Annotated in this window: 22 protein-coding genes; 12 read left to right on the top strand and 10 right to left on the bottom strand. The window is 56.5% G+C overall.

The features are described 5' to 3' along the window. Window positions 1-27: 27 nt before the first annotated feature. On the bottom strand, window positions 28-936 hold the full coding sequence (locus ACE38U_RS08475; protein ID WP_176982538.1) for a LysR family transcriptional regulator: 909 nt from the start codon (window positions 934-936) through the stop codon (window positions 28-30). A gap of 121 nt (window positions 937-1057) precedes the next feature. Here ACE38U_RS08475 and ACE38U_RS08470 point away from each other — a divergent pair, with 121 nt between their 5' ends. From ACE38U_RS08470 to ACE38U_RS08460, 3 genes are all read left to right on the top strand, one after another. After that, window positions 1058-1795: an SDR family oxidoreductase gene (locus ACE38U_RS08470; protein WP_038472317.1), complete on the top strand. Its 738-nt coding sequence runs from the start codon at window positions 1058-1060 to the stop codon at window positions 1793-1795. 25 nt (window positions 1796-1820) lie between these two features. After that, complete coding sequence (locus ACE38U_RS08465) at window positions 1821-2717, top strand: SDR family NAD(P)-dependent oxidoreductase (RefSeq protein ID WP_375529505.1); 897 nt, start codon at window positions 1821-1823, stop codon at window positions 2715-2717. A 68-nt stretch (window positions 2718-2785) separates the two neighbouring features. After that, window positions 2786-3046 carry a hypothetical protein gene (locus ACE38U_RS08460; RefSeq protein WP_375529504.1) on the top strand — a complete coding sequence of 87 codons (261 nt, stop codon included), beginning with the start codon at window positions 2786-2788 and terminating at the stop codon, window positions 3044-3046. A gap of 129 nt (window positions 3047-3175) precedes the next feature. Here the strand turns inward: ACE38U_RS08460 and ACE38U_RS08455 are convergent, their stop codons facing one another. Together ACE38U_RS08455 and ACE38U_RS08450 are read right to left on the bottom strand one after the other, a co-directional pair. After that, window positions 3176-3808: a Vat family streptogramin A O-acetyltransferase gene (locus tag ACE38U_RS08455; protein ID WP_038472312.1), complete on the bottom strand. Its 633-nt coding sequence runs from the start codon at window positions 3806-3808 to the stop codon at window positions 3176-3178. A 190-nt stretch (window positions 3809-3998) separates the two neighbouring features. After that, window positions 3999-4907 (bottom strand): LysR family transcriptional regulator, encoded by a 909-nt coding sequence (locus ACE38U_RS08450; protein WP_375529503.1) that lies wholly within the window; start codon window positions 4905-4907, stop codon window positions 3999-4001. 110 nt (window positions 4908-5017) lie between these two features. Here ACE38U_RS08450 and ACE38U_RS08445 point away from each other — a divergent pair, with 110 nt between their 5' ends. From ACE38U_RS08445 to ACE38U_RS08430, 4 genes are all read left to right on the top strand, one after another. Beyond that, window positions 5018-6232, top strand: a complete 1215-nt coding sequence (locus ACE38U_RS08445; protein WP_375529502.1) for an MFS transporter — start codon at window positions 5018-5020, stop codon at window positions 6230-6232. A 111-nt stretch (window positions 6233-6343) separates the two neighbouring features. Next, window positions 6344-7123 (top strand): alpha/beta fold hydrolase, encoded by a 780-nt coding sequence (locus tag ACE38U_RS08440; protein WP_375529501.1) that lies wholly within the window; start codon window positions 6344-6346, stop codon window positions 7121-7123. Between the two features lie 76 nt (window positions 7124-7199). Continuing rightward, complete coding sequence (locus tag ACE38U_RS08435) at window positions 7200-7877, top strand: heavy metal response regulator transcription factor (RefSeq protein WP_038472304.1); 678 nt, start codon at window positions 7200-7202, stop codon at window positions 7875-7877. Further along, the gene (locus ACE38U_RS08430; RefSeq protein WP_375529500.1) at window positions 7874-9265 is read left to right on the top strand and encodes a heavy metal sensor histidine kinase; all 1392 of its coding nucleotides are present in this window, start codon (window positions 7874-7876) and stop codon (window positions 9263-9265) included. Before ACE38U_RS08435 ends, ACE38U_RS08430 begins: the two co-directional genes overlap by 4 nt. Before the next feature lie 26 nt (window positions 9266-9291). Here the strand turns inward: ACE38U_RS08430 and ACE38U_RS08425 are convergent, their stop codons facing one another. The 5 genes from ACE38U_RS08425 to cscK all read right to left on the bottom strand — a co-directional run bounded on the left by ACE38U_RS08425 (window position 9292) and on the right by cscK (window position 15768). Beyond that, the gene (locus ACE38U_RS08425) at window positions 9292-10299 is read right to left on the bottom strand and encodes a LacI family DNA-binding transcriptional regulator (protein WP_038472300.1); all 1008 of its coding nucleotides are present in this window, start codon (window positions 10297-10299) and stop codon (window positions 9292-9294) included. Window positions 10300-10328: 29 nt separating this feature from the next. Continuing rightward, on the bottom strand, window positions 10329-11738 hold the full coding sequence (locus ACE38U_RS08420) for a sucrose-6-phosphate hydrolase (RefSeq protein ID WP_375529499.1): 1410 nt from the start codon (window positions 11736-11738) through the stop codon (window positions 10329-10331). Beyond that, window positions 11738-13108, bottom strand: a complete 1371-nt coding sequence (locus ACE38U_RS08415; protein ID WP_375529498.1) for a sucrose-specific PTS transporter subunit IIBC — start codon at window positions 13106-13108, stop codon at window positions 11738-11740. Before ACE38U_RS08415 ends, ACE38U_RS08420 begins: the two co-directional genes overlap by 1 nt. A gap of 64 nt (window positions 13109-13172) precedes the next feature. Beyond that, the gene (locus ACE38U_RS08410; RefSeq protein ID WP_375529497.1) at window positions 13173-14690 is read right to left on the bottom strand and encodes a carbohydrate porin; all 1518 of its coding nucleotides are present in this window, start codon (window positions 14688-14690) and stop codon (window positions 13173-13175) included. A gap of 154 nt (window positions 14691-14844) precedes the next feature. After that, the gene (gene cscK / locus ACE38U_RS08405) at window positions 14845-15768 is read right to left on the bottom strand and encodes a fructokinase (RefSeq protein WP_375529496.1); all 924 of its coding nucleotides are present in this window, start codon (window positions 15766-15768) and stop codon (window positions 14845-14847) included. Window positions 15769-15990: 222 nt separating this feature from the next. Between cscK and ACE38U_RS08400 the strand changes: the two genes are divergently transcribed. After that, window positions 15991-17688: an NAD-dependent malic enzyme gene (locus ACE38U_RS08400; RefSeq protein ID WP_375529495.1), complete on the top strand. Its 1698-nt coding sequence runs from the start codon at window positions 15991-15993 to the stop codon at window positions 17686-17688. Window positions 17689-17809: 121 nt separating this feature from the next. On the opposite strand, the gene ACE38U_RS08395 is transcribed toward ACE38U_RS08400, so the two are convergent. Then, the gene (locus ACE38U_RS08395) at window positions 17810-18919 is read right to left on the bottom strand and encodes an ABC transporter substrate-binding protein (protein WP_176982527.1); all 1110 of its coding nucleotides are present in this window, start codon (window positions 18917-18919) and stop codon (window positions 17810-17812) included. A 246-nt stretch (window positions 18920-19165) separates the two neighbouring features. Between ACE38U_RS08395 and tyrP the strand changes: the two genes are divergently transcribed. The 4 genes from tyrP to ACE38U_RS08375 all read left to right on the top strand — a co-directional run bounded on the left by tyrP (window position 19166) and on the right by ACE38U_RS08375 (window position 24405). Continuing rightward, the gene (gene tyrP / locus ACE38U_RS08390; RefSeq protein ID WP_038472283.1) at window positions 19166-20377 is read left to right on the top strand and encodes a tyrosine transporter TyrP; all 1212 of its coding nucleotides are present in this window, start codon (window positions 19166-19168) and stop codon (window positions 20375-20377) included. A 191-nt stretch (window positions 20378-20568) separates the two neighbouring features. After that, entirely contained in the window at window positions 20569-22710 is a 2142-nt protein-coding gene (locus ACE38U_RS08385) for a TonB-dependent siderophore receptor (RefSeq protein ID WP_375529494.1), read from the top strand. A 1-nt stretch (window position 22711) separates the two neighbouring features. Next, window positions 22712-23809, top strand: a complete 1098-nt coding sequence (locus ACE38U_RS08380; RefSeq protein ID WP_375529493.1) for an ABC transporter substrate-binding protein — start codon at window positions 22712-22714, stop codon at window positions 23807-23809. 101 nt (window positions 23810-23910) lie between these two features. Further along, a complete protein-coding gene (locus ACE38U_RS08375) occupies window positions 23911-24405 on the top strand; it encodes a P-loop nucleotide/nucleoside kinase family protein (RefSeq protein ID WP_375529492.1) in 495 nt (164 codons plus the stop codon). A 26-nt stretch (window positions 24406-24431) separates the two neighbouring features. Here the strand turns inward: ACE38U_RS08375 and pptA are convergent, their stop codons facing one another. Continuing rightward, on the bottom strand, window positions 24432-24662 hold the full coding sequence (gene pptA, locus ACE38U_RS08370) for a tautomerase PptA (protein WP_038472275.1): 231 nt from the start codon (window positions 24660-24662) through the stop codon (window positions 24432-24434). Window positions 24663-24711: the final 49 nt, after the last annotated feature.

Here is a 24711-nt window from a genome sequence, read left to right as displayed (position 1 = left end):
GGTACTCAGTGCCTGGCCAGCCAGGCACTAACCCACCGCAGGAAACCTCGAGCTATAAATCTCTTTCAGCCAGTCGATAAACACGCGTACTCGCGGAGAAAGCTGCCGGTTTTGGGTATACACCGCAGAAACAGCGATGGCCGGACTTTGCCAGTCGCTCATCACTTCAACCAGCCGACCTGCAGTCAGCGCCTGTTCGACGTGGTAACGCGGGATCTGAACCAGGCCGCAGCCCCGCAGGGCGCAGATAACATAATTTTCCGCTTCGTTGACCGTCACCCAGCCTTTGGGCGAGAAGGCTCGCCGCTCGTTATCGATGATGAATTCGAAGGGATAATTCAGGCCGCCCGTGGTCGAGAAGAAGTTTACACACTGGTGATGCTCGAGATCGTCCGGATGCTCAGGTACACCAAATGACGCCAGATAATCCGGGCTGGCGCACACAATTTGCGGCAAATCCGCCAGGTGGCGCGCAACCAGCGAAGAATCCTGCAGCTTACCGGCTCGCACCACGCAGTCGATCCCCTCACGAACCAGATCAACCAGCCTGTCGCCGCTGCTGATAATCAGCTCGATGTCCGGGTAACGGCGATGAAACTCATCCAGCAGCGGAAGAACTATCTGTGACGCATGCGTTCCCTGCAGGTCGATGCGCAAAATTCCACGAGGCCTGGTGACCACCGGTCGCAGCGCGGCCTCTGCATCATTCAGCTCTGCCAGAATATATACGCAGCGCTGGTAATACGCTTTGCCGTCCTGGGAAGCTCGCACGTGGCGGGTAGTCCGTTCCAGCAGGCGGCAGCCAAGCTGGCTCTCCAGCTCTTTAATCGCATTGCTTGCCGTGGCTCTCGGGATGCCAAGCTGGTCTGCGGCCTGGCTGAAACTGCCCAGCTCAACAATGCGGGTGAACAGCTGCAACGTATCGAATTTATCCATCTATTATTAACCAAAACGAAATTATCTAATCAAATTAGCACCATTTATCCCGAATTCAAAAACATTAACAATGCACCCACGCCCACTCGGGGCGACCCACTCACAGCATCTGGAGAACAACATGACAACTGCAAAGAAAACTGCCCTGGTGACCGGCGCTTCCCGTGGGATTGGCCGGGCTATTGCCGAAAGACTGGCTCGCGACGGCTTCACCGTCATCGTCAACTATGCCGGTAACAAAGCCAGCGCCGATGAAACGGTGCAGGCGATTAAGGCCAGCGGCGGTGAAGCCGTGGCGATCCAGGCCGATGTCTCATCCGAAAGCGATGTCGCTCGCCTGTTTGCCGAAGCGAAAGCCGTTAATAACCAGCTCGATGTAGTGGTGCACAGCGCAGGGATTATGCCGATGGTGAAAATCACGCCAGCCGGCCTCGCTGAGTTTGACAAAGTCATCAACACAAACCTGCGCGGCGCGTTTATGGTGCTGGCTAATGCCGCCGAATCACTGAACGAAGGCGGCCGCATTATTGCCCTTTCAACCAGCGTTATCGCGAAATCCTTCCCGGCATACGGCCCTTACATTGCCTCTAAGGCCGGTGTTGAAGGCCTGGTTCACGTTCTCGCCAACGAGCTGCGCGGCCGCAATATTACCGTTAACGCCGTAGCGCCTGGGCCAACCGGCACGGATCTATTCCTGAACGGTAAAACCGAAGAGCAAATCCAGGCCATCGCCAACCTCGCCCCGCTCGGGCGCATCGGCACACCTGACGAAATTGCCAGCATTGTTGCCACGCTGGCTGGTCCGGACGGCAGCTGGGTGAATTCTCAGGTTATCCGCGTCAACGGCGGCTTTGCTTAAATTTCGCGGCAAACTGGAGAAAACCATGCAGCAAATCATTCTGATAACCGGGGCGTCCAGCGGCTTTGGGGCGTTATCCGCTCGCGCCCTCGCCCATGCCGGACATACCGTCTACGCCAGTATGCGGGACATCGCGGGCCGCAATGCCCCTCAGGTTGAAAGCCTTAAGGATTATGCGCGGCAGCACGAGGTCGATCTCCGTGCCGTTGAGCTTGACGTGCAGTCTCAGGATTCTGCGAATGCGGCCATCGCGCTGATTATTGCGGAACACGGCAGGCTCGACGTCGTGGTTCATAACGCCGGACATATGTCCTACGGCCCCGCTGAAGCCTTCCTGCCGGAGCAGTTCAGCCAGCTGTTTGACATTAACGTGCTGGGCACCCAGCGCGTTAACCGGGCGGCTCTGCCTTATTTGCGCCAGCAGAGAAAGGGCCTCGTGCTTTGGGTCGGCAGCAGCAGTACCAGGGGAGGCACGCCCCCCTATCTGGCCCCTTATTTTGCCGCCAAAGCCGCAATAGACGCCGTGGCCGTGAGCTATGCCGCCGAGCTAAGCCGCTGGGGTATTGAAAGCTCTATTCTGGTGCCGGGCGCCTTTACCAAAGGCACCAACCATTTCCTGCATTCCGGCAAGCCTGCGGATACCGAACGCGAACAGGCGTACACAAAACATGGCCCAACGGCCGGCCTGGAGGATGAAGCGCTGAAAGGCCTGGCGGCCTGCGAGCCGGAAGATGCAGACGTAGCAGACGTGGCCGCGGCGATGGTGGACATCGTGAATGCGCCGGACGGCAAACGCCCGTTCCGGGTGCACGTTGATCCCTCCGACGACGGCGCCGAAGTGGTGAACGCGGTGGCCGACCGCATCCGCAAAGAGTTTTTGCAACGTATTGGCTTAGGCGACCTGCTTACTCCCCGACGGTAAACCCCCGGCCTGCGGCTTATCTTGCATCTGGCAAAAGCTAGGCCGCAGGCCATTTCCTGGAGTGTTTGATGCGCACGTTTCTCTTTCTGTTGAGCGGATTTTTACTCGCCAGCGGGTGTTATCTGCTGATTCGGCTTTTTACCCCTGACTACCCGCCAGCCCAGGCGATTATCGCCAGAGGCTTTGCGGTGCTGTGGTGCCTTATTACGGCGGTCAATATGCTGATCGGGGTTATTAAAGTGGGCTACGGCTGGAGTGAAGAGCTGACGATTTTCCTTATCATTTTCGCCCTGCCGGTGATTCCGTTGCTGTGGATAGCCGAACGTTAATCCTGGGGGTTACTAGTCAGACTCCTCGATAGCATGCATCAATGCCAGAAAGGCCCGGCGGCTGTATGTTTCGCTGCTTTGAGCGAGGAGCGGAAGTTGCCAAATATAAGATGGCAGCCGTAAACCAATTCATTCGGTATTGCGAAGTGCTTCAAGATCATTAGACATTATTGCAGTGAGGTATTCAGTAATCCGTTCTACAGGCCAATCCCACCACGCTAATTTTTCCAGTTCGGATACTATTTCATCAGAAAATCGTTTCTTTATCACTTTTGCTGGATTCCCCCCAACGACTGTATAGGCAGACACATCAGTTGTGACGACTGATCGCGAGGAAATAATTGCGCCGTTACCAATTTTTACGCCAGGCATGATAAGTGCTTCATACCCTATCCACACATCGTTCCCGATAACCGTGTCGCCTTTGTAGGGCAGATCGCCGGATTGCGGCATAGCTTTTTCCCATCCATTTCCGAAGATGTAAAACGGGAAGGTAGAGAAGCCTGATAGTTTGTGGTTAGCGCCGTTCATGATGAACTGGACGCCTTTTGCGATAGCGCAAAACTTACCAATAACCAATTTATCGCCTATGAACGGGAAGTGATAGAGAACATTTCGTTCAAAATTCTCAGCCCCCTCAGGATCATCATAATAGGTGAAATCACCCACAATTATGTTTGGATTTGTCACTGTATTTTTAATGAAACAAACCTGAGGAAATCCTTCCATTGGATGTTTGTTCATTGGATTTGGTCCGTGCATATTTCCTCCGATTAGAATTTTACCGACATCAGATTATCACACACGACATACTCTTTCTTTTCAGTGAGGCATCTTCGGCGGCTAATGGCTTTAATAGCAAGCGTTCTGTATGGAGTTCTGGTATTTGCATATGCACTTTTCCTTCCCAACGAAATATCTATTTCCGTTTTGCCTGATTTGCCTAAGAAGTTCAACCCACCAGCCCGCTGACAAAGTCCAGCAAGGCGCGGGTTTTCGCCGGAACGTGGTGCCGCGAGGGATAATAGGCGTAGAGCGGAAAACGATGATCTGACCACGCCGGGAAGAGTGGCACCAGGCGCCCCGAAGAAACGTATTCCTCGCTGCCGAGTTCAAAAATCTGCACCACGCCGAGCCCGGCCAGGCAGGTGCTGAATGCGGTTTCCGCATCGTTGACCGTCAGCATGCCTCTGGGCTGGATCATCAGCTTCTTTTTCCCCTGGTGAAACTCCCAGGCGAACGGTTTCCCCGTCAGCGGCTCGCGGAATAAAATGCAGCGGTGCGGCTCGTTCTGAAGCTCCTGAGGCGTTTTCGGGTGGCCAAAGCGCTGCAAATATTCGGGCGAGGCCATGGCAAAAACCCGCGTGTCGAACAGCTTTCTTGCTATCAGTGACGAAGACTGAGGGTGGCCAAAGCGCAGCGCCAGGTCAAAGCCGTCCGAGATAAGATCGCCCAGCTCATCACGGCTGCGAAGCTCAATTTCCAGATTCGGGTTTTCATCCATAAAGGCGCCGAGGCGCGGCCCCAAAACCTGGCTGGCAAACAGCGGGTCAACGTTAACCCTCAGCCTGCCCCGAATTTTTTGCCTGCCCCCTGCGGCCCCGCCGGTAACGTCGGCCAGGGCGGCAATCAGCGGCATTACCTGTTCGTAGAACTCACGACCTTCATCGGTCAGCCTGACCGAACGCGTTGTTCTCTCAAATACGCGGATCCCAAGCCTTGTTTCAAGGCGGGCAATCGCCCTGCTCACGCCGGACTGCGACATATCCAGCATCTCTGCGGCAGCGCCAAAACTCAGGGTATCGACAACCGCCGCCATCACGTCCACGCCTTCCAGCAACTGCGAACTTAATGCTCTCATTGGTGACTCCGGGTCATAAGTCTTATGCCTTTCATGCTATCGCATTCTGCCCTTCGCGACGCCACAATTTGCTCGTCATTTCGATCTGTTCACCTTTTCAGGATGGTTTTATGCAATCAAGCAGTACAAATATTGCTGCGCCGCATGGCGCGCATGTGTCCCGGGCCCGCAGTATCGCGGCGGTGCTGGCGCTCAGCCTCGGCTGTTTCACCTTTGTCAGCACCGAGCTGATGCCGGTTGGCGTACTGCCGGGCATGGCCGCCGGACTCAACGTTTCTCTGGGCGTGGCCGGTTATCTGGTCACCATTTTTGCTTTTATGGTGGCCCTCACCGCCGCCCCGCTCACCGGGCTGCTGGGGCACATTAACCGCAAAACGCTGATGGCTGGCCTGCTGGCCGCCTGCTTTGCCGGGAACCTGATTACCTGGCTGGCAGCGGATTACTTTGTGGTATTCATTGGCCGTATTCTGGTGGCTGCGGCTATCGGCGTATTTTGGTCAACCGCCGTGGTCACTGCCGTGCATCTGGTGGCTTCACGCAATGCCGTGCGGGCAACGTCGGTTGTTTTTGGCGGTGTTTCTCTGGCAACGGTGCTGGGCGTGCCTGCGGGCACCATGCTGGGTGATTTCTACGGCTGGCGTTCCGTGTTCGCCGCGCTGTGTATCTTGTGCCTGGTGGTTTTCACGCTTATCGCCTGGTCAGTTCCTGCGGTGAGGATCGCCAAATCTGCCAAACGCGGGGCTATTTCCGCGGTGTTTAAAAGTGGCGCCTTACTGGGTATTTTCGGCATCACCGCGCTGGTGGTCACCGCTAACTTCCTGGCCTACACCTACATTACGCCGTTCCTTGAGCAAATGGCCGGCCAGAGCGGCGGGCAAATCAGCATGCTGCTGCTGGTTTATGGCGCAGCAGGCGTTATCACCAACTTCGCTGTCGGGCCATTTGCCGCCCGTGCGCCACGCACAAGTCTGGGAATTGTTGCTGCGCTGTTCACCGCCAGTCTTGCCGGTCTTAATGCGGCAGCCGTCAGCCATACGGCCATCTTCATCACCATTGCGCTGTGGGGCGCGGCCTACGGCGCACTGCCGGTACTGTTGCAAACCCTGGTGTTTAAAGAAGCTTCTCGCCTGGAAGGCGGCGCCGATGCCGCGACCTCGGTCAACGTCTCGGTCTTTAACGCAGCCATCGGGCTGGGCTCTTTGACAGGCGGCCTGCTGATAAACCTGACCGGGCCTCGCCCCATTCCCTATGTTGCCGCCGCTTTTGCGCTGGCCGGGCTGCTCGCCGTGATGGTCACCCGTGAAAACAAATCCCGTGGTGGCTGATAGCCCTGGCTTTCCGTTTGTCATTTTTTTGTCATTTCCAGGTCAGCACTTTGTTGGCCTCCGCTCGCTAAATTAGCCGTGACCCCCTTTGTTGAATCCTGAGGATACACCATGAAATTACGCCATCTCTCTGCTATCGCCTCTCTCGTGCTTGCCGTGCTGGGCAGCTCCGTCGCTCATGCCGACACCACGCCAGCCCCCCAGGAAGTGAAGAATATCGTGCTGGTGCACGGCCTGTTTGCCGATGGCTCTAGCTGGGGCAAAGTTATCCCGCTGCTGCAGGCCAAAGGCTTGCACGTGACTGCGGTACAGAACCCAACTACCTCTCTGGATAATGATGTTGCCGCAGTGAAACGCACGCTGGCGCAGCAAGACGGCCCGGTTATTCTGGTGGCACACTCTTACGGCGGCATGGTCATCAGCCAGGCTGGCGATGAGCCTGAAGTTAAAGGCCTGGTGTATATCGCCGCCCGCGCGCCAGAAGCGGGTGAAGACTACCCGGCGCTCACCAAAAAATACCTTGCGGCTCCGGCTTCTGCTGGCCTGAAGTGGAGCGATGAAGGCTACGGCGCGCTGAGCGAGTCTGCGTTTGTGCATGATTTCGCCGGTGACCTGCCGGTGAAAGAAGCCGAAGCGTATTACGCAGTACAGCAGCCGATCGGTAAAGCCATCACCACGGCAAAAACCACGGTTGCCGCCTGGCACAACAAACCAACCTGGTATGCGGTGTCTACCGAAGACCGCACCATTAACCCGGATTTGGAGCGTTTCATGGCGAAGCGCATGCACGCTCAGACCATTGAGCTGAAGTCTAGCCACGTGTCGCTGATTTCTCAGCCAGAAGCGGTCGCTAACCTGATCATGAAAGCCGCACACGTGCCTGGATACTAAGGTTCACGCATCTTATACTGACGAGACTGGGGCGCCCTGCACGCCCTTTTCTCTCCTTTTAACAGGATCCCGCCGTTTGAAAATCCTCATCATTGAAGACGAAGCCAAAACCGCCTCCTATCTGGTCAGCGGGCTGAACGAAGCGGGCTATACCGCGGACTGGGCGGCCAACGGCATCGACGGCCTGCATCTGGCGCGGGAAGAAAGTTATGACCTGATTCTGCTGGACGTTATGCTGCCGGAAATGAACGGCTGGACGGTGATGGAGCGTTTACGCGCCCACAGCCAGACGCCGGTGCTGTTTCTCAGCGCGCGCGGCACGCTCGAAGACCGTTTACGCGGGCTTGGGCTGGGCGCCGATGAGTACCTGGTGAAACCTTTCTCCTTTGCCGAACTGCTGGCAAGGATCCGCATAATTTTACGCCGTGGCCAGCCGCTGGCTGAAGCCGAAGAAGTGCTGTCGCTGGCGGATCTGGTGGTGGACGTTGCGAAGTTCCGCTGCGAGCGAGAAGGTAAACGCATCACCTTGACCAACAAAGAGTTCAAGCTGCTGGTGTGCTTTCTGCAGCATCCGGGGCAGGTTTTGTCGAGAACATTTCTGGCTTCCCGCGTCTGGGATATGAACTTCGATAGCGACACCAACGTTGTGGACGTCGCGGTGCGCAGGCTGCGGCAAAAAGTGGACGATCCCTTTCCTGTGCGGCTGATTCATACCGTGCACGGCGTGGGCTACCGCTGCGAGCAAGAGTCATGAAGCGCGTCTCGCTGACCTTTCGCCTGGCCGTCCTGCTGGCGGCGTTCTCGTTGGTTGCTTTTACCGTGATGGGCAGCGCGCTTTATTACGCCCTCCGCCAGCAGCTGTCGATACGCGACGATGCCGCGCTGGTTTCCCGCGTGGACCAGATCAGCACGCTGCTGAGGGATCTTGACGCGCGGCAGCTGATCCGCGAAAAGCCCCATTTGTTTGCCAATATGCTGGGCAATACTGAATCCCTGCTGGTGATCCGCTATGTGGGCGGCGCTACGCTGCTGGAAGTGAACCCCATGCAGCGCGCGATTCCCGGCGTTACGGCAGTTGCTGCCAACCAGCGGCTGACGCTTGAGGCCGTGCATCACGCCAATAACGCGGACGGCACGCCGATGGTGTATATGGCCGCGATTAGCCCTTCTGCCAACGATTTACCACCGCTGGAGATTATCTCGGCGCGCGTACTGAGCGACAGAACTCATATCCTGGAAGAGTACCGCAACAAGATTATTCTCTTTGCCTCGATGATGGCGGCAATCTCCGTTGTGCTGGCGGTGATTTTTGCCCGTCGTGGCATTTCCCCTTTGCGCAGGCTGGCCGACCGCACGGCAAAAATCGGCACCAAAACGCTCTCTTCACGGCTTGATAAGCAGGATGTTCCGACCGAACTTGATACGCTGATCGACCAGATTAATGCCATGCTCGAACGCCTGGAACGCGGGTTCCAGCAGTTAAAACAGGTCAGCGCCGATATGGCCCATGACCTGCGCACGCCGATAACCACCCTGCTCGGCCAGACGGAAGTCGGCCTGGGCACCGCGAGGGACAACGCTTATTACCAGCGGCTGCTGGGCTCGAATTTTGAAGAGCTGCAGCGCATGTCGCGGATGATCGACAACATGCTGTTTCTGGCCCAGGCGGAGCAGCCTGACCAGGAGATCCAGCGGCTTCATATTGAGGTTGCCGAAGAGGTCCATCGTATCGGTGAGTATTTTGAGGACCTGGCCGCCGACCGTGACGTAACGATTCAAATTCGCGCCAGCGGAACGGTATATGCCGATGCCCTGCTGCTGCGCCGGGCGCTGGCGAACCTGCTTTCTAACGCGGTGCGCTATGCAGAGCCTGGTAGCGAGATTCTCATTGAGGCGACGCCAGCAGATAAAGGTCTGTCTATCGAGGTGATTAACCGCGGAGAGACGATTTCCCCTGCGCATCAGGAAAGGATTTTCGATCGTTTTTACCGCGCGGATCCTTCCCGTAACGACTCGGCGCACTCGAGCGGGCTTGGGTTATCCATCGTTAACTCCATCATGCAGCTGCATCAGGGCCGCTGCCGGGTTGAAAGTCAGGCTGGCGTAACCCGGTTTGGCTTATGGTTTCCTGGCCATCAGTAGCGCTGGTGGACGATGAACCGCGTGGTTTATGGGTGTCGGCGCACTATTTTGGCCGGAAGATAGCGCTGCAAAGGCTCCGGCGACTGCCCGTCAATCAGGTTGCTAATCAGCTCATAGCAATGAAAAGCCAGCTGGCGGTTATCCTGCTGAATGGTGTCGATTCGCACCGACAGCGAGTCGTAGAGATAGTGATCGTCAAAGCTTGCCAGATGGATATCGCTTTCCAGCAGGTTGTGCTGGCTCATGTAGCGCAGCACGCCTTCAAGCAGGCCGCAGGCGGCGGTGAAAAGCGCCTTTGGCGGGCGGCCAAGCTGCGCGCAAAGTGCGGCAAAAGACTCATAGCCGGCACTCGGATGATAGCTGCCGTGGATAATCCACTCCGGGCGCAACGCAACGCCTGCGCGGGTAAGTCCCTGAGTGAATCCTTCCAGGCGATCCCTCGTTGGCGATAATCTTGACTGCCCGCCCAGAAAGTAAAATTCATCCGCATGTTGGCGGGCAATAGGCTCAATCAGTTCGGCGGTAGGTTGCACAGAATCGGTGATAACCAGAGGCAGCGTGGTGTCGTTCATGTGCCTGTCGAACAGAACCACCGGCAGCTGTTCGCTCAGCTTGTGGTAATCCACCGCACTCAGCATGCTCGAAGCAACAATCAGGCCGTCTACCTGGCGCGCAATCATATTGCTGACCACCATGTTTTCCTGCCCCGGGTTTTCATCCGTGCAGGAGATAAGCAGCTGAACGCCCGCCTCGCGGCAGAGCATTTCCAGCTCGTGGGAGAAAACGGCGAAGCCGTAGTTGGTTATCTCCGGCACCACGAGACCAATGGTGTGGCTGCGATCGTCGCGCAGCGAACGCGCGTGAATGCTCGGCTGGTAGTGCTGCTGTTGCGCAATCGTCATGATGCGCTCGCGGGTAGCCTGCGCCACCCTCAGCTCCTTGCCTCGTCCATTGAGCACTAGGCTGGCGGTCGCCTTTGAAACGCCCGCCAGTTCGGCAATATCTTTAATCGTGACGCGTTTGGTTTTTTTCACAGCGCAACCGTGGCAGTTAGTCCAAACCCTCATTCTATCATGCAGGAACGCAGCGACCAGTAGCGCAACGTGACCTCCGACTCACCGTTGAAAGAGAGCCGCTCTGAAGATTGTGGAAAATAGCGGCTGCTCATCACGCCTTCCCCGTGATTGATAAAAATCTCTACGCTCGAGCTGTCGCTGAGGATCTGCAGGGAAGAAACCTTGCCGTGCCAGTAGCGGTATAGTGGCTCACCCGTCGCCAGGCCCGGACGCTGAAGCGTAATGCCCTGCCCGGTAACTTCTAGCGTCAGGCCGCCGCCAAAATGGATGCCCAGCTCGCCGCTCAGCTCTATCTGTAGTTCAAGACTTTTTGCCTCCAGCGCCGGTGCCAGGCTGGCTTCGCCCTGCCAGCGCTGTTCCGCTTCGCGAAGCTGAGCCAGTTCCGCAATCGGCTGCTGATAAAGCTTGCCGTTTTTAAGCGTCAGCTCCCGCAGGCAGGTCATCTGGTGGATCCAGCCATGCTCCCGCGTTGGCTGCAGCATCTCTTCCCCATCCGGTACGCCCATCCAGCCAACAAGCAAACGCCGTCCGTCCGGAGCCAGCGCCGTTTGCGGGGCGTAAAACTCAAAGCCGGCGTCCAGCTCGTTCAGCTCGCCGTGGTTAAATTTGGCCGAAGCGTAATCAAAGTCGCCGACCAGATATGCCGCCGGGTAAACGTTAAGAAAACGTTCAGCCCGGCGGGCAAGCCCCTGTGGGCAGCACAGCAGCAGGTGTTTACCGTCCAGCGGGAAAAGATCGGGGCATTCCCACATATAGCCTGCATCCGTAAGCCCGTTGACGCCGTGACCGGCGATTTCCCCCCTGCTCTCCCAGTCATGCAGGTTGGCAGAGGAAAACAGCAAAACCTTGCCTTGCTTGTGCAGATCCTGAGCGCCCAGCACCATGTACCAGACGCCTTCGTGCTGCCAGACCTTCGGGTCACGCACGTGGCCGCTGTAGCCCGCAGGCAGCGGCAAAACCGGGCCCACTTTGTCAAAACCGCCGTCGCTGTTTTCTACGGCGAGGCACTGCCAGGCCGTGCGGCTGCCGTCGTCAAACTTAACGTTGCCGGTGTAGCACAGCGTCAGCCTGCCTGCGTTATCTACGGCGCTGCCTGAGTAGCAGCCGTTGCGGTCGTAATCTTCATCCGGCATCAGCGCCAGCGGCTCGTGCCGCCACTGCATTAAATCTGCCGAACTCCAGTGGCCCCAGCACTTGTACTTGTGGTCGGCCGCCAGCGGGTTCCACTGATAAAACAGGTGCCAGCGCCCGGCAAACCAGGTGAATCCGTTGGGATCGTTCATTAACCCGGTCACCGGGGCGTGGTGCCACTGCGGGTAGTGGGTATCCTGCAGGGCCTTTGGCTGGCCTTTCATTACCGCCAGTAAGATGGCGGGCAGGCGGGAATCTAACGTCATTATTCAGACTCCGCTTTGTATTTCAGCAGCAGCGAGAGAGAAAACGCCACGCCAAAGGCGATAACCATGCCGATAATGTAATTCACCAGCGAACTGGCCTGCACGATGGCCATGCCCGGCAGCGCGGTTAAGCCCACGGCCGTCATGTAGACATGCACGGAGACCACCCAGGCCCCGCCCGCGGCGCCACCGATAAGCGCTGCAATAAAGGGTTTAACAAAGCGAAGGTTGATACCGAAGATGGCCGCCTCGGTAATGCCTAACATGGCCGAAAACGCCGAGGGCAGCGTGATGGCCTTGATTTTCGCGTCCCGGGTTTTAAACCACACCGCCAGGCAGGCACCGCCCTGCGCGACGTTGGCCATTGCCCAGATTGGCAGCAGGAAGTTGACGCCAATAGCCGGGTTGCCCAGCAGCCCGGCCTCAATGGCGTGGAAGCTGTGGTGGATGCCCGTTATCACAATCACCGAATACAGCCCGCCAAAGAGCAAACCGGCGAGCCAGCCCGCATGTGCAATGAGCGTGCTGAGTACCAGCGAGATGCCGTCACCCAGCGCCCGTCCGGCCGGGCCGATGATCAGCAGCGCAATAAAACCGGAAATAATGACGGTGAGGAACGGGGTCAGGATCAGGTCTAACGCATCGGGAATAACGCGGCGGAGCTGTTTTTCAACAATACTCATAAACCACACCGCCAGCAGCACCGGGAAGACCGTGCCCTGGTAGCCAATCATCGCCACTTCCAGCCCGAAGAAGTTCATGGTGTGGAACCCGGCAGCCACGCCCCAGGCGTTGGTTAACGCCGGGTGCGTTAAAATCCCGCCCAGCGTCGCGCCCAGATAAGGGTTGCCGCCGAACTCGCGGGCGGCCGTAAAACCAATCAGAATAGGCAGGATAATAAACGCGGCGGAGCTGCACATATCCAGCATGATATAGAGCGCGTTGTCCGGGCTAACCCAGCCGTAGGTTTTCACCATCCCCAGCAGCCCCATCAGCAAACCAGAGGCCACAATGGCCGGGATGATGGGAACAAAAATGTTCGACAGCAAACGCGCTATGCGCTGGAACGGGTTCAGCTTTTTCGCCGCCAGATTAGCCGCCTCTGACTTGCTGGACTCCGCGATCCCTGCGGCCTGAATAAACGCGGCATACACCTTGTTGACCACGCCGGTGCCGAAGATGACCTGCATCTGCCCTGCATTGCGAAAACACCCCTTCACCCCGTCAATTTTGCCGATCGCCTGCTGGTCTGCGAGCGCATCGTCAACCAGCACCAGCCGCAGCCGGGTGGCGCAGTGTGCCGCACTGGCGATGTTTTCTTTACCGCCCAGCAGCGGAATCAGCTCGCGGGCAATGTGATTGAAATCCATAGACACCTCTTAAACGCTTTATTGTTATTTCGTGGCTCTCCCGCCGCGGCGGGAGGCAAGTTCGTTAAAACCAGGTTTCCATCTGAACGCCAAAGTTCCATTCTCCGCCGGCGTTAAAGCCGCTGCTGCCGAAGGCGTCATTGCCGGCGTATTTGTCCAGCTTGCTGCTCCAGTCCATCCAGGTGGCAAACAGGCGCAGTTCAGGGCGGCTGAAGAAGTCGCCGATGCTGCCGGCCTTCAGCGTTGGGGCGAAAGTAAGCTTGTAGAAGCTGCCGTTGACCGCATTGCGGTCTTTGTAACCTTCGGGTTTAAGATCCATGTACTGATAGCTGCCCTCGAAGGCCAGGGCAAAGTTTTGCGTCACCTCTTTAATAAGCCGCGCGTTGACCGTCGCCCACTGATAGCTGTCGCCCTTCACGTAGCGATCTTTACTGCTTTGTGCCAGCAATGCCGGGGCAATATGCCAGCCGCCGCCAATAGGCGTCACGCCAAAGCTCGCAAAGCGCCAGGTATTTGCCTCCGACAGCAGCGCGCCGTCTGAGCCAATGCCCTTCACCTCTGCCCCAAGGCCGTGGCCGTAAAGCAGCGCGGTTTTGGCGCTACCTTCGCGCAGGCCGTAGAAGCTGTCATTATGCAGCCCCACCAGGGTATGCACGCCGGTATTCGCCGCTTCTTTTTGAATCAGATCGCCGTTTGCATCTTTGCGGTCGTCGTTGTCTTTCGCCCGCAGCCCCGTCACCATCAGCTGGAACGGCCCGGCAAAGTGATTCATGGTCAGCATATAGTTCTGGACGGTGTTGCCGGTGTCCTCGAGGTTGCCGAAGTTACGGCCATAGACCGCAAAGTTACTGCGCAGGCCGTCATTCCATTTCACGTCATACACGCCGCCGCCGGTACCCGCGAGGAACACCACGTCCGAGTCGAGCCAGTGAATGTCGAAGTTGTCCCGGTCAAAGCGCTTACCTGCCCACCAGGTACTGCCTTTAAGCGGGCCGTCGAAACCGGGCAGATTGCCCAGCTCGGCAAAAGCCTGGCGAATGTTCAGGTCGCTTGAGTCTGCCGACCAGTCGTTATAGGTTTTTTGCCCGTCAGCCAGCATGGCCTTAAAGCGGGTGGTTGTGCCGTTGTCGAGCGTCTGGCGATGTTCCAGGTTCAGCTCAACGTAGGTATCCGCTTCGTTACCCAGGCGCCCTACCGCGCCGCCGGTTTCCCCTGCGGGGGTTAAATAAGGGCCGCTTTTGCTGCTGGAAGCAGAATCGTTCATTAGCAGGCCTGAACGCGCATACCCGTGGAACTCAAAGCCATTTTGTTTATCCGCTTTAGATTCCAGCCTGGCGGTGCGTTCAGCAACTTCTTTGGTCGTCGCCTGAGTTTGTTGCTGTTGGGAAGCGAGCTGTTGAGCTTTATTTTCGGCAACGGTTGCGCGTTTCTCGGCCGCCTGAGCGCGGCTTTCTGCATCCTGTAATCGCTGTTCCATCGCCGCAAGGCGTGATTCGATGCTGCTTAAATCCGTGGTGGCCTGTACGGAGGCCGTGCCGACCAGCAGCGCTATCATCACCGCCAGTTTGCTTTTCTGATACATGTTCGTCGTGTCCCTGAGAGGCTAATGTCAGTTATTTTGCTAAACCGGTTTAGTCAAAAAAGGGTAACCAGGCCTGAATGCTGAAAGCAATGAATTTGGCTAAACCGATTTAGTAAATGTGACAGGCACGACAATCAGAATATATTTTACCCGGCTACAGCGACTGCTCGACTTCCTCGCGACGCGGTAAGGCGGTCATCGCGCCTTTCGCCGTCGTCGCCAGCGCGCCGCAAAGCTGCGCCTGAGCGACAATCTCGGCCAGCTGCCGTTCGCTTTCGGGTAATCCCTGAGCCGCCAGGCCGCTGAGCAGCCCGGCGACGAAGGCATCACCCGCGCCGGTGGTGTCCACGCAAACTACGGGCCTGGCTTCAAAGTGATAGATTTCCCCCCGGTAGTAGACCAGCACGCCATCCTTGCCCTGCGTCACCAGCAGGAGGCTCATCTGATAGCGACCGGCCAGCTCGGTAATACCTTCCCGAAGGTCAGCTTTACCGCTGATAAAAATCAGCTCTTCGACGGAAAGCTTCACGACATCGGCCAGCAGCAAGGCTCTTATCAGGCATGCCTGAAGCTCGGCGGCGTTGTGCCACAGATCGGTGCGGATATTGGGGTCAAAGCTCACCTGGCCGCCGGCTTTTTTAATTTGCTCCATCGCTGAAAACGTGGTGCTTCGGCTGGGCTCTGCGCTAAGGGCTATCGAGCAGACGTGCAGCCACTGGTGGTGCCTGAAGGACGGGATATCGCCCGATTCAAGGAATAAATCCGCACCGGGGCGAACCATGAAGGTGAACGTTCGTTCGCCGTGCTCGTCAAGATCGACCACCACGGTGGAGGTTCTATGGTCTGCATCCAGACGCATAAAATCGATGTTTACGTTTTCGTCTTTAAGGGTTTGCCGCATAAAACGACCAAAGGGATCGTCCCCTACGCGGCCGATAAATCCGCTGCTGCCGCCGAGGCGAGCAATGCCTACGGCGACGTTGGCCGGCGCGCCACCCGGGCATTGCAATAGTCGGCCGTTGCCGTCCGGAAGCAGGTCGACAACCGCGTCTCCAAGAACCCAAACCTGTACGCTCATGGTATCTCCATTCTCAAGCTAAAATTTGCTAAACTGGTTTAGCTATTTAAACACACTCGGAGAACGCGCTGAAACAAAATTCCTGATGATTTGGGGGACTTGTGTAACCAAAGTTCTTAGTCTGGCTGTGTCAGATGCCAAACCGCTGTGCCATAATATCGCGCGACAACTCACCGAATGAGCCTTATTGGCAAGACGTTACGTCGAAAAAAGAGTATGCACATGGACATCAAACCTAAAAAACATCGTTCGCTTTACATCCCTTACGCCGGACCCGTTTTACTTGAATTCCCCCTGCTGAACAAAGGCAGCGCTTTCAGCATCGAAGAGCGCCGTAACTTCAACCTGCTTGGCCTGCTGCCGGAAGTGGTTGAAACCATCGAAGAACAAGCGGAACGCGCCTGGATCCAATACCAGGGCTTCAAAACCGAAATCGACAAGCACATCTACCTGCGCAACATTCAGGACACCAACGAAACGCTGTTCTACCGCCTGGTTGAAAATCATCTGGAAGAGATGATGCCGGTGATTTACACCCCGACCGTCGGCGCGGCCTGCGAACGCTTCTCCGAAATTTATCGTCGTTCCCGTGGCGTGTTCATCAACTATGAAAATCGTCACCACATGGACGATATCCTGCAGAACGTGCCTAACCACAACATTAAAGTGATCGTGGTGACCGACGGCGAGCGTATTCTCGGCCTCGGCGACCAGGGCATCGGCGGCATGGGCATTCCGATCGGTAAGCTTTCGCTCTACACCGCCTGTGGCGGCATCAGCCCGGCTTACACCCTGCCGGTGGTGCTGGACGTAGGGACCAATAATCAGCAACTGCTGAATGACCCGCTGTATATGGGCTCTCGCCACCCGCGTATTACCGGCGACGACTACTACGAATTCGTGGATGAATTTATTCAGGCCGTGCGCCACCGCTGGCCGGACGTGCTGCTGCAGTTCGAAGACTTCGCGCAGAAAAACGCCATGCCGCTGCTGACCCGTTACCGGGACGAAATCTGTTCGTTTAACGACGACATTCAGGGCACCGCGGCGGTAACCGTCGGCACGCTGATCGCCGCCAGCCGTGCGGCAGGCAGCCAGCTCAACCAGCAGAAAATCGTCTTCCTGGGCGCAGGCTCTGCAGGCTGTGGCATCGCCGAGCAAATCATCGCTCAGATGCAGCGCGAAGGGCTGAGCGAAGAAGCCGCCCGCAGCAACGTGTTCATGGTCGACCGCTTCGGCCTGCTGACCGACAACATGCCTAACCTGCTCTCCTTCCAGACCAAACTGGTGCAGAGTCGCGAAAGCCTGTCTGAGTGGGATCTGGAAAACGAAGCGATTTCGCTGCTGGACGTGGTGCGTAACGCGAAGCCAAATATTCTTATCGGCGTTTCTGGCCAGACCGGCCTGTTCACCGAAGAGATTATCCGCGAAATGCACAAGCACTGTGCCCGCCCAATCGTGATGCCGCTGTCCAACCCAACCTCCCGCGTGGAAGCGACTCCGCAGGATATCATCACCTGGACCGACGGCGCCGCGCTGGTGGCCACCGGCAGCCCGTTTGCGCCGGTGAGCTGGAAAGACAAAACCTATCCTATCGCCCAGTGTAACAACGCCTACATCTTCCCGGGCATTGGCCTGGGGGTGATTGCCTCCGGTGCGTCACGCATTACCGACGAAATGCTGATGGCGGCCAGCGAGTCCCTGGCGCAGCACTCTCCGCTGCTGAACGACGGTGAAGGCATGGTGCTGCCTGAGCTGAAGGATATCCAGAAAGTGTCCCGTGCGATCGCTTTTGCGGTGGCGAAAATTGCCCAGCAGCAAGGCGTGGCGGTGGTGACCTCTGCCGAAGCCCTGAAGCAGGCGATTGATGAGAACTTCTGGCAGCCGGAATACCGCGATTACCGGCGGACGTCTATTTAACGAAGTCATCGTGAAAGCCTTTCAAACCCGCCTTTTGGCGGGTTTTTTACTTTTGATTCCGCACTTTAATGAAGTCCACAAAGCACGGAAAGCGGCGGAGGGATGCCTGCGGTTCTTGAAATCACGGTTTCTTATACGAATAGCTCAACAGAATCGGATCGTCAGGAATCTGCGTAAACTGCGTAATTATCTGGTGGTAATCCGCCGTAGGGTCAAGATCCTGCAATTTTTGCGGATACAGGTCTTTGGCTAAAATCTCCATCCCGATGATGTTATACGGGTGATTATAGAAGTGGTGGTAAACGCCATACACTTTGCCCTCTTTTACCGGCTCAATGCTCTGGAACGTGGTACGAGCCAGCAGCTTATCAAAGGTGGCGTTCACTTCCTGAGGCGTGCCGCCGTAGCCAAACGGCAACACGCTCGGGTTCGGGCGTTTGGAGCCAGACATAATATAGACGTCAGGCTTCATGGCGATTATCTGCTCCATCGACACAAATCCTGCGCTGCCCGGCAGCAACGTAGAGCCAATATTCTTCCCGCCTACGGCTTCGACCAGCGCCCCCCAACCGTTATGCCCGTGGGTGAAACAGCAGTTTTCGGTGTTGCCGGCAATCGGCTCAATAAATACGGTCGGTTTATTTTTAACGTCGGCGGTAACCTGCTGGATATGGGTCAGGTGCTGCTGATAATAATCGGTGTACTCTTTCGCTCGTTTCTCCTGATTAAGCACGGTGCCGAGCAGCTTCACGCTGTTGGCGGTGTTTTCCACCGGGTGCAGCTCATAATCAACAAACACTACGGGAATATTCAGTTTCTTAAGTGATTTAATGACGCCGGTTTGCTCCAGCGCAGGCTTGGCTCGCAGTTGCGCAATCATGATGTCCGGCTGCTGGGCCAGCACGCTCTCAAGGTTTACTTCGCCCTGATCGCTAAAGCCCATATCAATAATCTTTGTGGCCTCTGGCCATTTGCGCTTCAGTACGTCCCAGGTTTGGGTATCCTGTTTTTTCGGCAGGTTATTCCAGGCCACGACGCGCTTGAACGGATCTTCGCGGTCGAGCAGTGCGAGGGAAAGAATGTCGCGTCCGTCCTGCAAAATGACGTGCTGCGGTTCTTTTTCGATAGTAATGCGCTGGTTATCCATGTCGGTAACCGTGATGGGATACGTGGTTGCGCCGCAGCCCGCCGAAGCGAGCAGTAACCCTGTCAGGACAAAATTTGCTTTCATTGATTGATGCTCTCCATGAGAAAGAGATTAGTTATTATTACTATTTATATTAATAAAGCCCTAATTCTCCCCGGCATGGCAAGCGCTCATTGGTTTAATTTTATTACGTGACAACGTCACTTAAACTCCATTTGGATTGTAAACATAACGATACACACACCGTAACTCTCATTTGACGCACCTGAGATTTTCCCTTACCCTGCGCGGCATAATTGCATACAGCTCTTCGTAAATTCAGAGGGAAGCGTGAAGAACAGGACTCTTGGCAGTGTTTTCATCGTGGCGGGAACCACAATTGGCGCAGGAATGCTGGCGATGCCGCTGGCTTCGGCGGGGGTAGGTTTTGGCGTCACGCTGCTGATGCTCGTCGGCCTTTGGGCATTGATGTGTTATACCGCGCTGCTGCTGGTTGAAGTTTATCAGCACGTCTCTGCGGACACCGGCCTTGGCACCCTCGCCCGGCGCTATCTTGGTCGCCCCGGGCAGTGGTTAACCGGTTTTAGCATGCTGTTCCTGATGTACGCTCTTACGGCGGCCTACATCAGCGGGGCGGGTGAACTGCTGGCCGCAAGCCTGAGTCAATGGCTTTCGACCTCAATTTCAGCCACCTCCGGCGTATTAATGTTTACCCTGGTCGCGGGCGGGATTGTCTGCGTCGGCACTCACATGGTGGACATGTTTAACCGCGTGTTGTTTAGCGCCAAAATCATTTTACTGGTGGTGATGCTGGCGCTGATGATGCCGCATATTCATCATACCAACCTGCTGACGATGCCGATTGAAAAAGGGCTGGCGCTTTCCGCTATTCCGGTAATTTTCACCTCTTTTGGCTTCCACGGCAGCGTGCCGAGCATCGTTAGCTACATGAACGGCAATATTCGTAAGCTGCGCTGGGTGTTTATCGTCGGCAGCGCCATTCCGCTGGTGGCCTATATCTTCTGGCAGCTCGCCACCCTCGGCGCGATTGACTCCGCTACCTTTACCGGGCTGATGGCCGAACACTCGGGACTTAACGGATTCCTGCAGGTTGTTCGTCAGGTTGTGGCCACCCCGCACGTGGAGCTGGCGGTGCATCTGTTTGCCGATTTCGCGCTAGCCACGTCGTTCCTTGGTGTTTCCCTGGGGCTGTTCGACTACCTGGGTGACCTCTTTGCCCGCAACCGCAAGGCTTCTGGCCGCCTGCAAACCGGGCTGATGACCTTCCTGCCGCCGCTGGTCTTTGCGCTGTTTTACCCGCAGGGCTTTGTGATGGCGCTGGGCTATGCGGGCGTTGCGCTGGCGGTGCTTGCCCTGCTGGTGCCTTCCATGCTGGTGTGGCAGAGCCGTAAGCAGCACGTCGATGCAGCCTGGCGAGTTGCGGGCGGCAAACCCCTGCTCGCGCTGGTCTTCGCCTGCGGTATCGCGGTTATCGTGATTCAGGGTCTGATTGCCGTTGGCCTGCTGCCGGAAGTCGGATAACCCCCTTCGCATTCACGCGGGACGCTCGTCCCGCGATCCCCTCTTTTCCTGCTTATTCCCCGCTAAATCATCAGGATTTTGGATAAAAAACCAGTAATTATGTAAGCAGAGTTAATATTGTAAATGCTAATTATTGTCATTATCATCTTAATTCCCATTATAAAATCGCTTCAGCACAGACAATAAACAACATGACTCGCATTTCATTTGGTTCTACTTTCGTTCGCCAGGCGCTTCTTAATTCAAAATTATTAATCATTTCAACCTTCATCGTGGGTGCCCCGGCTTTTGCGGCCGATAAGCCCAAAGAAGACACGCTGACGGTCGTGGCCAACGCTAACCCGGACGGCTCGTCAACCAGCTATACCCAGGATGACTCTGCCATCGCCTCGCGCAGCAAAACGCCGCGCAGCGAAATTCCGCAGTCCGTTAGCGTTGTCACACCTCAGGTGATTGACGATTACGCGGTCACTTCGGTCAACGACGCGATGAAGTTCGTCAGCGGCGTCGCGCAGAGTAATACCCTCGGCGGCATCGAGGACGGCTTTGTCAAACGCGGGTTTGGTTCGAACAGCGACGGCTCGGTGTTTATCGACGGCGTGCGCAGCAACCAGGGCCTGGCGATGGACTCCAGCATCGATCATGTTGAAGTGTTGAAAGGCTCGGCCTCCCTGCTCTACGGCATCCTGAACCCCGGCGGCGTAATTAACCTCGTCAGCAAGAAACCACAGTACACCTGGAACACCCACGTCAGCGGCACAAGCAGCAGTAACGGCGGCGGTTCCGGCATGGTCGACGTGACCGGCCCGCTCGGCAACGGTTTCGCCTTCCGCCTGGTGGCTGAACGCCAGCACGAAGACTACTGGCGCAACTTCGGCACCGATGAACACACGTTGATTGCCCCGTCCCTGAGCTGGTATGGCGATAAAGCCTCCTTCAACATCAGCTACGTGGAATATAAGTTCGACATTCCTTATGACCGCGGCACGGCGTTTATCAACGGTAAACCGCTGAACATCCCTTACGATCGCCGCATCGACGATTACGCCAACCACGCCTGGGGCAAGAACAAACGCCTGACGACCAATTACTCGTACAAGCTGGATGACACCTGGGAAACCAATCTGAACTACGCCTGGATGCAGCGCCGCTACGACAGCAACGAAGTGCGCGCCACGGCGGTCGATCCAAACAGCGGTATCGTCTCCCGCCGCGCGGACGCCAACCGCGGCTTTAACCATCAGACCGATTACGCGTCATGGGATATTAACGGCAGTCCGGAACTGCTGGGGATGACCCACGACATCACGCTGGGCGCGGACTACGAGCAAAACGAAACCTACAAAAAGTATTCGTACCGTGGGAAGGTGTCAAAAACCTTCAATATGAATAACCCGGTGTACGGCGAAGCGCCGGTAACCAACAGCAGCACCTACAGCGACGCCAACAGTAACCTGCGCACTAATCTCTACAGCCGCTCCGTGTTTGCGAAAGACAGCATTCATCTGACCGACCAGTGGATAGCCGTGCTGGGTGGCCGCCTGCAGCGCTACACTCAAACTTCCAGCTCGGGCTGGGTAAAGCCGCAAACCACGCTTGAAGACAGAGGCGATGCCTTTCTGCCGCAAATGGGCCTGGTGTACAAAATCATTCCGGACGTTTCGCTGTACGGCAGCTACAGCAAATCATTTACGCCCTCGACACAGACCGACGATAACGGCAACGTCGCCTCCACCGAAAAAGGCACCACCTGGGAAGTGGGCGCGAAATGGCAAATGTCACCACGCCTTACCAGCAGCCTGGCGCTCTACCGCATTGATGAAAAAGACATGTCGGTGTTTATCAATGGCGTTACGCGCAACATCCCGAAAGCGCGCTCTACCGGCGCAGAATTAGAGCTCAACGGCGAAATTGCCGAGGACTGGAACCTGACGGCGAACTACAGCTACGACAAAACCGAGATCGTCGAAGACGATATCAACCCGGTAAACGTCGGCAACCGTCTGGTGAACGCCCCGACGACCATGGGCGGCCTCTACCTCAGCCATACCCTGCGTTTCTCCTGGCTGCCGGGTGAATTACGCCTGGGCGGCGGCGGACGCTATGTTGGCAGCCGTGCGGGTGACCCGGAAAACAGCTTCACCATGCCGGCTTACACCGTGGCGGATGCGTTCATTGCCTGGGACAGCAAGCTGGTTGGCAAAAACACCGAGCTGAAGCTGAACGTCAAAAACCTGTTTGACCGTGAGTACTATGAGTCCAGCGCCGGTAACCTGCGCGTTATCGAAGGCGAGCCTCGCACCGTTTACCTCTCCGCCAGCGTGGGTTTCTGAGATGAGAAAGTCGCTGTTACTGGCGGCCCTGCTGGCGCTCAGCGCCGGCAGTCAGGCCAAAACGATTACCGATATTCTGCAGCGTAAGGTTGAGGTGCCGGATAACCCGCGGCGCCTTGTCGTCGGCGAAAGCCGGATGATCTACACCCTTGCGCTGGTAGAAGACGGTAACCCGGCGAAGCGCGTAGTCGGCTGGCCTGCGGATCTACAGCGTCTGGACCCGCAGACCTGGAACCGCTACACCGCGGCTTTCCCGGAGATCGCCAATATCCCGATTATCGGCAACAATAACTTCTCGCAGATAAGCGTCGAGAAAGTTATCGCCCTGCACCCGGACCTGGTGATTTTGCCGATCTACGCCAAAAAAGAGAGCAATCATGACAGCTTTCTAAACCAGCTGACGCAGGCGCATATCCCGGTTATCTATGTCGATTTCCGCGTCGATCAGCTGAATAACACCGTCCCGAGCCTGCGTATTCTTGGCGAAGCGCTCAACGACCAGCCGAAAACGGAGAAGTTTATCGCCTTTTATCGGCAGCATATGGAGAAAATTGCCCAACGCTTAGCGGACGCTAAACCCGTTAAGCCCACGGTAATGCTTCAACTGCATTTGGGCGATAAAAGCGACTGCTGTACCACCGTCGGGCGTGGGAATCTTGCCGATCTGTTGGCCTTTGCTGGGGGGGATAATATTGCCGCGAGCCGCTTCCCCGGCGTTTACGGCAAAATTTCGCCGGAGGCGCTGCTGACGGTAAACCCGGATATTTACATTGCGACCGGCAGCGCCGGGCCGGATCAAACAGGCAGGCTGCAGCTTGGCTCCGAGGTTTCGGCAACTCAGGCTCAACAAAGTTTTGCGCAGGTGCTGGGGCAGCAGAAAGTGGTTTCCAACCTGAACGCGGTTCACAGCGGTAAAGCGCTGGCGATATGGCACAACTTCTATCTCTCGCCATGGCACCTGCTGGACGTTGAGTTCTTTGCCAAAACCTTCCACCCTCAGCTGTTTGAGGATATGGATCCGCAGCAAACGCTGGATGAAATGAACCAGCAGTTCCTGACGGTGAAGGAAGCGGGAACTTACTGGACGAAACTGAAGTAAAGCCTGGGCGGGTCAACGCCTGGCCCGCCATTTTTACCAGTTGTATCTTTCGCCCCGCAGGTAGAGATTAGTGCAGACATGTTTCTGACCCTGAGGTATTGATGTCGACTTTCCCCGATAAACCCACTCTTCACCTGCTTTGCGGCAAAATCGCCGCCGGTAAATCCACGCTAAGCGCAAAGCTTATGGCAGCGCCCAACACCATTCTGGTCAGTGAAGACAGCTGGCTTGCCGCGCTTTATGGCGAGCAGATGCAGAGCGTGGCGGACTACGTGGCGTGCTCCGGCAAGCTGAAAAACGCGCTGACGCCGCATCTAGTTACTCTGTTGAGGAGCGGGCTGTCGGTGGTGCTCGATTTTCCAGCCAATACGCTGGCAAACCGGCAGTGGATGAAAACGGTGATTGACCAGGCTGGGGTGGATAACCGCCTGCACTATCTGGACGTGCCTGATGACGTTTGTCGGGAGAGATTGCGCGCCCGCAACAGCAGCGGAACTCACGATTTTGCCGCTACGGACGCGCAGTTTGATTTGATTACCCGCTACTTCGTTGCGCCGGATGAAAGCGAAGGTTTTACGATAATCCACTATGCATAAGGTGACATTGTCACCTTTTATCTCACTTACAGACTGTAGCCCGGCTTCTTAAGCAGCGCGTCCATCTCGGGCGCAATCTGGGTGTCCCAGACTTCTTCTTTCCAGCGCGACTGTTCAATCATCTTTAGCGCCACGGACAGCGATTCGTCCTTCGAGCCGAAGTGCTTTTTCAGCACGTCACACATTTCGCTGGCAACGGCCTGCTTTTGCTCTTCGGTAAGGTCACGTGGGAAACATTTGATTTCGATATGCGGCACGGTGATTCTCCTTTTTGTTGTTGAGCAGTAGTTTTACTGCTTCACAAGG

It is taken from the genome of Cedecea selenatireducens, from assembly GCF_042138895.1.
GTDB lineage: Bacteria > Pseudomonadota > Gammaproteobacteria > Enterobacterales > Enterobacteriaceae > Cedecea > Cedecea selenatireducens.
The sequence above is the reverse complement of the archived record's forward strand: the minus strand, read 5'-3'. Positions and strand labels throughout refer to the sequence as shown.

Coding starts and splice junctions, on each gene's coding strand:
- ACE38U_RS08475 (WP_176982538.1), bottom strand. CDS start 936: ATGGATAAATTCGATACGTTGCAGCTGTTCACCCGCATTGTTGAGCTG.
- ACE38U_RS08470 (WP_038472317.1), top strand. CDS start 1,058: ATGACAACTGCAAAGAAAACTGCCCTGGTGACCGGCGCTTCCCGTGGG.
- ACE38U_RS08465 (WP_375529505.1), top strand. CDS start 1,821: ATGCAGCAAATCATTCTGATAACCGGGGCGTCCAGCGGCTTTGGGGCG.
- ACE38U_RS08460 (WP_375529504.1), top strand. CDS start 2,786: ATGCGCACGTTTCTCTTTCTGTTGAGCGGATTTTTACTCGCCAGCGGG.
- ACE38U_RS08455 (WP_038472312.1), bottom strand. CDS start 3,808: ATGCACGGACCAAATCCAATGAACAAACATCCAATGGAAGGATTTCCT.
- ACE38U_RS08450 (WP_375529503.1), bottom strand. CDS start 4,907: ATGAGAGCATTAAGTTCGCAGTTGCTGGAAGGCGTGGACGTGATGGCG.
- ACE38U_RS08445 (WP_375529502.1), top strand. CDS start 5,018: ATGCAATCAAGCAGTACAAATATTGCTGCGCCGCATGGCGCGCATGTG.
- ACE38U_RS08440 (WP_375529501.1), top strand. CDS start 6,344: ATGAAATTACGCCATCTCTCTGCTATCGCCTCTCTCGTGCTTGCCGTG.
- ACE38U_RS08430 (WP_375529500.1), top strand. CDS start 7,874: ATGAAGCGCGTCTCGCTGACCTTTCGCCTGGCCGTCCTGCTGGCGGCG.
- ACE38U_RS08420 (WP_375529499.1), bottom strand. CDS start 11,738: ATGACGTTAGATTCCCGCCTGCCCGCCATCTTACTGGCGGTAATGAAA.
- ACE38U_RS08415 (WP_375529498.1), bottom strand. CDS start 13,108: ATGGATTTCAATCACATTGCCCGCGAGCTGATTCCGCTGCTGGGCGGT.
- ACE38U_RS08410 (WP_375529497.1), bottom strand. CDS start 14,690: ATGTATCAGAAAAGCAAACTGGCGGTGATGATAGCGCTGCTGGTCGGC.
- cscK (WP_375529496.1), bottom strand. CDS start 15,768: ATGAGCGTACAGGTTTGGGTTCTTGGAGACGCGGTTGTCGACCTGCTT.
- ACE38U_RS08400 (WP_375529495.1), top strand. CDS start 15,991: ATGGACATCAAACCTAAAAAACATCGTTCGCTTTACATCCCTTACGCC.
- ACE38U_RS08395 (WP_176982527.1), bottom strand. CDS start 18,919: ATGAAAGCAAATTTTGTCCTGACAGGGTTACTGCTCGCTTCGGCGGGC.
- ACE38U_RS08385 (WP_375529494.1), top strand. CDS start 20,569: ATGACTCGCATTTCATTTGGTTCTACTTTCGTTCGCCAGGCGCTTCTT.
- ACE38U_RS08380 (WP_375529493.1), top strand. CDS start 22,712: ATGAGAAAGTCGCTGTTACTGGCGGCCCTGCTGGCGCTCAGCGCCGGC.
- ACE38U_RS08375 (WP_375529492.1), top strand. CDS start 23,911: ATGTCGACTTTCCCCGATAAACCCACTCTTCACCTGCTTTGCGGCAAA.